Origin of the sequence: Schumannella sp. 10F1B-5-1, from assembly GCF_006517535.1 — a bacterium.
Taxonomy (GTDB): domain Bacteria; phylum Actinomycetota; class Actinomycetes; order Actinomycetales; family Microbacteriaceae; genus Schumannella.
Window position 1 is genome coordinate 1 of the sequence record NZ_VHQH01000080.1, and the last position, 207, is coordinate 207.

The 207-nt window shown below is 73.4% G+C and carries 1 protein-coding gene; it reads right to left on the bottom strand.

Annotated elements, in window-relative coordinates; translation table 11 throughout:
* A partial coding sequence (locus FJ658_RS15050; RefSeq protein ID WP_141146210.1) for a Gfo/Idh/MocA family protein occupies nt 1-207 on the bottom strand: 207 nt, incomplete at both ends.

Here is a 207-nt window from a genome sequence, read left to right on the forward strand (position 1 = left end):
TCGGCTTCTCGACGAGCACGTGCTTGCCCGCGTCGATCGCGAGCAGCGCGAGCCGGCGATGCTCGGAGTGCGGGGCCGCGACGAGCACGACGTCGACCTGCGGGTCGGCGACCAGCTGCTCGTACGAGCCGTACGCGGCCTCGATGCCATGGCGCGCTGCGAACTCGGACGCCCGTTCGGCGGACCGCGAGGCGACCGCGACCACCC